This window comes from Methylotenera sp., assembly GCF_013141425.1.
GTDB lineage: Bacteria > Pseudomonadota > Gammaproteobacteria > Burkholderiales > Methylophilaceae > Methylotenera.
Map to the genome: position 1 here is coordinate 1 of NZ_JABFRA010000055.1, position 7895 is coordinate 7895.

The following is a 7895-nucleotide window of genomic DNA, read 5'->3' on the forward strand; positions in this document are numbered from 1 at the left end:
AGTTTTTTCAACCGCACCATCTTTTGTTGATGGTCGGTTGGAGCCGCGTCAATCGCTGATGCGCTGTTTTATGGTAGCTCAAGATAGCGGATATAGCCTGATGCCAGGTAGCCTGACACGTAGCGCAACACAAACTGGCGATGTATTAGTTTCAAACCAGCTAGGCGCCATGAGTAAAGATACATGGATTGTAGGTGGCAATACTAAGCAACAAACCAGCACAACTGGGAGCAGACAAAGCGACTTTTTTGGTAGTAGCTACACCAGCACCCTTTCAAGCCGCGTTGCAGAAAATCTATTTTGGGTAGGCCGTTATGCAGAGCGCACCGAAGGCAGTATTCGCCTGCTACGCACCACGGTTAAAAAGCTTTATATCAATCCAGATAACAGCAATGTGCATTATCAACACAGCTTGCACACCATTCTGCGTGGCTTGACCAATATCACCAATACTTACCCAGGCTTTTTAGGTGACTCAAAAAGTAATGATGCGAACGCATTGCTGCAAACACCTGATGGCGAGCTACTATCGTTGATGTTAGATGAAGAAAAAATCGGCAGCATTGCCAATAATCAGCGCAGTTTGGTGCAAGCGGGTTATACCGTGCGTAATTTATGGTCATCTGATACTTGGCGGGTGATGGACGAGATTAAATCGCACTTGGAGCAATCGCAGCAACTCACGGAATCTACCTTGTGGAACATTCAAGAGCACATGGATAGATTAATTACCGCGCTATCAGCCTTTAGTGGGTTGATTATGGAAAGCATGACCCGTGGCAATGGTTGGCTGTTTTTAGATATAGGCCGCCGCCTAGAGCGCGCTTTGTTGCTCATCTCCCTTTTACGCAGTTGTTTTTCTACCGCGCAAGCTTCAGGCACAGAACAATTATTGATGGAATCATTGTTGGAAACCAGCGATAACTTGATTTGCTACCGTGAACATTACCGCAACAGCATTGAGCTACCTTCATTTATTGAATTGCTGATGTTGGATAAAAATAATCCGCGCTCATTAGCCTACCAATTTAACCGCATTCAAGAGCACGTGAGCAAAATGCCACGCAAACAAAGCAATGCGCAGCTAAGTGTAGAAGAACGCTTGATTTTAGAGGCTTGCAGCCTGTTGGATTTAACCAATTTAAACGACTTAATTAAAACCACAAAAGGCCAAGTGCGCGAGAATTTTGATCAAACACTTAGCCGTTTGTATTATTTAATCGCCACACTATCAGACAGCATTACTGTGACCTATTTCAAGCACGGGCAACTGCAACATTCTCTCAACGAAGTCAGGCCAGTTTAAACATTAGCATGCACTATAAGATCACTCACATTACTAAGTACGACTACACTGACAAAGTTTCACTGTCATACAGCGAAGCGCGTTTGATGCCAAGAAACTGCAAGAATCAGCAAGTCATTTCTTCCACGTTGGATATAGAGCCATATGCGGCTGACTTTCGTATTCGCGAAGATTTCTTTGGCAACCAAGTGGCGTATTTTTCAATGCAGCAGGCGCACAATGTGTTCACCATTACCGCAGTGAGTGAAGTGCAACTACAAGAAAACCCAGCCCAGCTAGATTTTTATCAAGGCCACGCGTGGGAAGAAGTCCGCAATATGCTGGGGCAGCAACAGTATTTTTCACCGCAATCAGCAGAAACACTGGATGCCCGCCAATACACACTAGATTCACCACTGGTAGCTGTTAGTGCAGAACTCGCTGAGTACGCGCAGCCCTCTTTCACGCAAGGTAGGTCAATCACCGATGCGGTAAACGATTTAATGCAACGAATCTATACCGACTTTACTTTTGACCCAGACTTTACCACCCTCGCCACGCCGCTCGCCACGGTGTTAGAACACAGAAGAGGTGTATGTCAGGATTTTGCACACCTTGCAATCGGCTGCTTACGTTCAGTCGGTTTAGCGGCTAGATATGTCAGTGGCTATATCGAAACCCTACCGCCAGCAGGCGAAGCCAAACTCATCGGTGCAGATGCCTCTCACGCTTGGTTTTCAGTTTACGTGCCAGAACAAGGCTGGATAGATTTTGACCCAACAAACAACCAAATGCCGAGTACACAACATATTACCCTAGGCTGGGGACGTGATTATGCAGATATTACCCCACTCAAAGGCGTGATTTTTGGCGGCCAGCAACATGATCTGGATGTTTCTGTACATGTGGAGTGTTTGATGGGTTAAATTTATTGAACATAATGTTAAAAAGATTGCAATTTTTGCTCTATAAATGATTGGGTACTAAGAAATGGCAACTACAAGAGAGTATTTTGAAAAAGATTGCAGTCAGAATCTACGTGTTCATGATCTTGTCAACGTGACAGATTCTCGAACAGGGCAGAAGGTGGAAATAACAGCTGCAATGTCACTAGATTTCGAGGCGGGGTCGAAGTACGGGGTAATATATATTCCAAGTTCACCTATGGTGTCTTCTGCTATAGCTCACTACATCGCAAACATCAATGAGCTTATAAAGGTAGCAGATGGAGCTTTGGTTAATATGGGTTTATCTGGTACGGATGAGAACTTAAGCTCACTTGAGCTCAAATTCTCTGGCAGACTCATAGTCTATACACCATATATTTTCTCAATAAATGAGAAACTAGAACTCCAAACGCTTGCAGCTTCAAATGGTATTGGTTTGGTATTGCGTGACGGAAGCTACACAGCAGCTAGATCTGGACATGAAAAACCTCTCGCATTCATCTCTCATGATTCAAGAGATAAAGATGTGTTAGTGAGAGAGTTAGCATCCACTCTACAGAAAATGCTATGTCCTGTTTGGTACGATGAATATTCACTTATCGCTGGCCAGAGTCTAAGAGAAAGTATCGAAAAAGGTCTGCGCGAGTGCAAAAAGTGTGTGCTTGTATTATCGCCATCTTTTCTCGCGAATGGAGGTTGGACAAAGGCTGAATTTGACTCAATTTTTACTAGAGAGATAATGGAAAAGCAAAATGTTATTGTTCCAGTTTGGCATAATGTTTCAAAGGAAGAAATCTATCAGTACTCACCTAGATTGGTTGATAAAGTTGGGATTTCTTCAACTCTAGGAATTGAGGAAGTGGCAAGACGCATTCTCAGGGCAGTCAACCATGAAGTCTAAAAATGGATTATTTACAGAATTTATTATCAACATTACCCTGTATTTCTTAACCCTGCTGCAATCCCATTAATGGTTAAATGAATCGCACGTTTCACTAGCACATCAGTTTCACCACTTCTATGCCGTTTAATGAGTGCTACTTGCAAATGGTTGAGTGGATCTAAATACGGCAGTCGACTTTTAATCGAGTTTGCCAGTGTTGGATTGTTCGCAAGGCGCTCTGTGTTTTGCAAGATTAAATTTAATGCTTGATTAGTGAGCGCATGCTCTTTTTTAATGCGTTCAAATACGGTAGTTCTAAGCGCTTCATCTAGCACTAGCTCAGAATAGCAAGCTGCGATAATGAGGTCAGTTTTTGCCAGAATCATGTCCATATTTGAGATAAGCGTTTTGAACAGAGGCCAAGCGGTGAGCATGTCTCTTAATACTTGGATGCGTTGTTCTTTTTCAGCTTCATCTTTACTTGCGATTAAATAGCCGTCTATAGCGCTACCAAAGCCGTACCAACCGGGTAGTAATAGACGGCATTGTCCCCATGAAAAGCCCCACGGAATTGCGCGTAAGTCTTCAATCCGTTGCGTTGATTTACGCGAAGCTGGGCGACTACCTAAGTTTAAATCGGCAATTTCTGAGATAGGCGTTGAGCTAAAAAAGTATTCGGCAAAGTTTGGTGTGCCGTAAACTAAATCTCGGTAAGCATGCATGGCAGTTGCCGATAACTGATCCATCAACATTTCGTAAGTTCTACGCTGCTTTTGTGGCAACTGATCTTGCGGGAACAATGAGGCGTCAATCGTGGCTGCCACAAATGACTCTAAATTACGTCTTGCCACTTTAGGGTCTGAGAATTTATTAGCGATAATTTCGCCTTGCTCAGTTAAACGAATTTGCCCTGCTACAGTGCCAAGAGGTTGCGCCATTATGGCTTGATATGTTGGACCTCCACCGCGACCAACAGCACCACCACGGCCATGGAATAAGCGCAAGCGCACATCTGCCTGACTGAATAGCTCTACTAAATAGACTTCCGCTTTATAAAGCTCCCAGTTTGAAGTTAAAAAGCCGCCGTCTTTGTTGCTGTCAGAATAGCCGAGCATGATTTCTTGCTCATTGCCTTGATGGCGAATTAAATAGCGTATGCCTAACAGGCTTAGCCATTCACTCATGATTTTTGGTGCATTGCGTAAATCTTCAATGGTTTCAAATAACGGTACGATATTGAGTTCCATCTCTACGCTGGCTGAACCCCACGCGCCACGTAGCAAACCAGCTTCTTTTTGCAGCAATGCCACTTCAAGCAGGTCAGACATAGTTTCTGTGTGCGAGATAATGTAATGGCGCACCGTGCGGTTGCCAAATTTTGCGCGCACCTCACGTGCTTTTCTAATCACATTCATTTCTGTTTGCAGCAAATCTGAATATTTCTGAAAAGGGGAAAACAGCAAGCGCGGCTGTCTGAGTTCTTCTAGCAGGATGTTTACTTTTTCGGTCTCGCTGAGTGCTGCATAATCAAAGCTATAACCTGCATTAACAAACAGCTCTTTTAGCACGGCTTCATGCACGTCAGAACTTTGCCTTAAATCGATGGTCGCTAAATGAAAGCCAAAGGTTTCAACCGCTTTAATGAGCTTTCCTAGCCTTGGGTAAACCAAAAGCTCACCATGATTTTTAATAAGCGAGTTGGCAATGATGTTGAGGTCAGCCAAGAACTCATCTGCATTTAAGTATGGTTTTAAATTCTCGGCTAAATTATTTTCAATATGTAGGCTGGCATCGTTGCCAATTAAACTCTGAAAGCTAAGTGCAAGCCTTGCCATCACGGCCATAATCGCTAGGCGGTATGGTTCGTCCTGCCTGTGCGGCGAATGGTCTTGCGAGGTGCTGGCTAAATCTAATAATTCTTGTGAAACTTTGACTAAGCGCGTGGTGGGCGTAAGCTCTTTTCGCAAGCTGCTAATTTCACGTAAATAGTGCTCAAAAGCTACAGTAGATTGTTGGATAGTTGCAGAGTCGAGTGTTGCAGCATTCACATTTGGATTACCGTCGCGGTCGCCGCCAATCCAACTACCCATTTGTAAAAAGCTTGGTAATTGGTAACGGTCGATGCCTGTCTTACCAAACAAATCGCCAATATCTTGTTCTAAATCCTGCAATAGTTCTGGAATCGCTTCTAGCAAGCTTAAGCGGTAGTATGAAAGCGCGTTATCAATCTCGTTATCCACCGTAAGCTTGTCAAAACGCAACATTCTGGTTTGCCATAAAGCCGTTACCGCGGCATAAAGCATGCGCGAATTTTTCTCGGTTTCCTGACGCGACATCAGTTGTGCTTTATTCGCGAGTAAAGATGAAATGACTTGCTCTGTATCTAACAGACTTTTTCTTTGCACTTCCGTTGGGTGCGCAGTTAATACAGGCGAGATTAAAGCCGTTTTAAAGAAGTCATCAATTTGCTTTAAATCTAACTTTTCATCTTTGAATGACCGCATGGAGTTGGCAACACTACCCGGCGCTTCCAAATTTTCTTCTATACGGTATTGGTAATTACTGTAAAGGTCTTCAGCAATATTGACCAAATGTTTGAAGTAACTAAAAGCCCTTGCGACAGCAATGGTTTGACTGTTGCTTAGTTCTTTTAACAAGCCATCAAGTTTGTGGGTAAATTCTTTGTCACCTTCGCGGTGAAATTTCACTGCTGATTGGCGAATTGCCTCTATGGCCTCAAAGGTTTTTTCACCTTCGTTATCTTTAATTACTTCGCCTAAAATACGACCAAGATAACGAATGTTTTCTTTAAGCGCTGATTCAGCTGGCGTCATAGGTGCATTCATTTTCATTACTCCCAACAAAACTTTTTCAATGGTTTAATTTATTGCTGAATAAAATTGCATCTAAGTGGCATTCCACCTTAAATCTAGTGTGAATGGATATTCACGATTACTTAATTCAGTTGGTGGTTCCATCATCTTCATCACTGGTGCTGCATTGCTCACTTTTTTAGATGATTTTTTCGATGGTTTGATATTGCCCGGTGTATGTTCTGTCACGGTAAAGCGACTGACGCGGCGACCCTCAGCTTCATAAGCGTTAACTGGCAAAGTGTCGTAATTTCGTCCACCAGGGTGGGTGACATGGTAAGTGCAACCACCAATAGAACGTCCGCTCCAAGTGTCAATCACATCAAACGTCAGTGGCGCTTGCACGCCGATGCTTGGGTGCAATGCCGAAGGTGGATTCCATGCCCGATAACGCACACCTGCGACCATTTCACCTTGCGTGCCTGTATCACGTAACGGTAAGCGGCGACCATTGCAAGTAATCACATAGCGATCACCTGTTATACCCGTGAGCTTGACTTGTAGACGCTCGACTGAAGAGTCAACATAACGGGCAGTACCACCACTCGTCATTTCTTCACCCATTACATGCCAAGGCTCAATGGCTGTTCTAAGTTCAAGTTGAAAGTCTTGAATCTCTAAAGTGCCACATCGTGGAAAGCGGAATTCAATAAATGGTGCAAACCAATCTTTTGAAAATGCATATCCTGCGGCTTGTAAATCCTGCGCCACATCTTCAATATCACGCGCTATAAAGTGCGGTAGCATAAAGCGGTCGTGTAATTGCGTGCCCCAACGTACCAATGGTTTTTTGTAAGGCTCTTTCCAGAAACGTGCCACTAAAGTGCGCAACAGCAGCATTTGTACCAAGCTCATTTGCGCATGTGGAGGCATTTCAAACGCACGTAGTTCTAATAAACCAAGTCGGCCAGTGTCTGAACCGGGCGCATAAAGCTTATCAATACAGAATTCGCTTCGGTGCGTATTGCCTGTCATATCCACTAGCAAATTGCGCAACAAACGGTCAACAAGCCAAGGCGCAGGCACTTCACCATCAGGCATTTGTTGGAAGGCAATTTCAAGTTCATACAAGCTATCGTTGCGGGCTTCATCTACGCGAGGCGCTTGACTGGTAGGGCCGATAAATAGGCCAGAAAACAAGTACGATAACGATGGATGATGCTGCCAATAAGTAATCAAACTACGCAGCAAATCTGGGCGACGTAAAATTGGGCTGTCTGCAGGCGTAATGCCACCAAGAGTGACATGATTGCCGCCGCCTGTGCCTGTATGTCTACCATCTAACATGAATTTTTCAGCAGCTAATCTAGTAAGTCGTGCTTGTTCATATAGGGTGGTCGTATTATGAACCAAAGCATCCCAACTCGGTGCTGGGTGAATGTTCACTTCAATGACACCTGGGTCAGGCGTCACGGGTAGGCGAGTGAGGCGCAGGTCATGAGGTGGTTGATAACCTTCAATCACGACAGGAATTTTTAGTGCCCTTGCAGTCGCTTCAATTGAGGCAATGATGTCTAAATAATGCTCTAGGGTGTTTGTTGGAGGCAAGAAAACATGCATGCGACCGCCACGAGTTTCCACACATAGCGCCGTGTGTGGGGTAAATTCCGGATCAGCAGCAGCTACTTCCTCGCCATCCGCCACATCCATTTCGTTACTATGTGTTTTGTCTTTGGTGACAGTGCTATAGCGACGGCTTATTTCAGAATCAATGTCAGCAAGGGGTTCAACTGTCTCATACAAGCTGCGTTCGTGTGTATGGTCGCGGTCTTCAAATGGAACCCAAGGTAGAGAATTTAGTGGTAAGCGTAAACCCATCGCAGAATCACCAGGGGCAAGAAACATGTCACCGCGTCTAAATTCCCAGGTACTGCTACTCCAAGCATTTCGTTGATAGCTCCAATGCA

At 44.3% G+C, this 7895-nt stretch carries 5 protein-coding genes; 3 read left to right on the forward strand and 2 right to left on the reverse strand.

The genetic code is table 11. The annotated features are described in order from the left end of the window. The 3 genes from HOO90_RS04610 to HOO90_RS04620 all read left to right on the forward strand — a co-directional run. A partial coding sequence (locus HOO90_RS04610; protein WP_292839998.1) for a circularly permuted type 2 ATP-grasp protein occupies nt 1-1306 on the forward strand: 1306 nt, incomplete at its 5' end. 8 nt (nt 1307-1314) lie between these two features. Next, a complete protein-coding gene (locus HOO90_RS04615; RefSeq protein WP_292840001.1) occupies nt 1315-2211 on the forward strand; it encodes a transglutaminase family protein in 897 nt (298 codons plus the stop codon). Between the two features lie 64 nt (nt 2212-2275). Next, on the forward strand, nt 2276-3133 hold the full coding sequence (locus HOO90_RS04620; RefSeq protein WP_292840004.1) for a toll/interleukin-1 receptor domain-containing protein: 858 nt from the start codon (nt 2276-2278) through the stop codon (nt 3131-3133). 32 nt (nt 3134-3165) lie between these two features. Here HOO90_RS04620 and ppc read toward each other — a convergent pair whose 3' ends face one another. After that, nucleotides 3166-5961: a phosphoenolpyruvate carboxylase gene (gene ppc, locus HOO90_RS04625; RefSeq protein ID WP_292840007.1), complete on the reverse strand. Its 2796-nt coding sequence runs from the start codon at nt 5959-5961 to the stop codon at nt 3166-3168. A gap of 60 nt (nt 5962-6021) precedes the next feature. Further along, on the reverse strand, nt 6022-7895 hold a 1874-nt coding region (locus tag HOO90_RS04630), incomplete at its 5' end, for a transglutaminase family protein (RefSeq protein ID WP_292840010.1).

What these genes read in the sequence shown, in the direction of transcription:
- HOO90_RS04615 (WP_292840001.1), top strand. Translation starts at nt 1,315, where the DNA reads ATGCACTATAAGATCACTCACATTACTAAGTACGACTACACTGACAAA.
- HOO90_RS04620 (WP_292840004.1), top strand. Translation starts at nt 2,276, where the DNA reads ATGGCAACTACAAGAGAGTATTTTGAAAAAGATTGCAGTCAGAATCTA.
- ppc (WP_292840007.1), bottom strand. Translation starts at nt 5,961, where the DNA reads ATGAATGCACCTATGACGCCAGCTGAATCAGCGCTTAAAGAAAACATT.